Raw genomic sequence first — 334 nt, forward strand, 5'->3', positions numbered from 1 at the left:
TTCGGTCGCTTTCGGAGCAAGGCAAAGAACTGCGCTCAGATACCACCGCACGTGACGTCTTCCTGGCGTTGGTCGCCCTGTTGGCCTCCAAGCAAGTCCCGACGCACTCGCCTTGCAGGACCGCGCGCCGCTTGCCGTCCAATGGCTAGCGCCAACGAGAAGCGCCTCGAATATCGGAGCAGGCATGGCCGAACCGGCATTCGCGGATTAAGTGGAACGGCGTGGCGCATTGCGCGACCTTCACGCGCGAACGCAGAGCACGAGGGCTCTCCATGCGCTCAGGTTCCATATGGACAAAATTAATCGGGATGTCTCGAAAAAGAGGCTTGATTTT

At 59.3% G+C, this 334-nt stretch carries 1 protein-coding gene; it reads right to left on the reverse strand.

What is annotated here, in order from left to right; translation table 11 throughout:
* Positions 1-145: 145 nt before the first annotated feature.
* Positions 146-334 (reverse strand): hypothetical protein (locus tag ACZXDY_RS46580; RefSeq protein WP_464350116.1); only part of this gene is annotated, 189 nt, incomplete at its 5' end.

It is taken from the genome of Bradyrhizobium sp. LeoB3 (assembly GCF_055456055.1).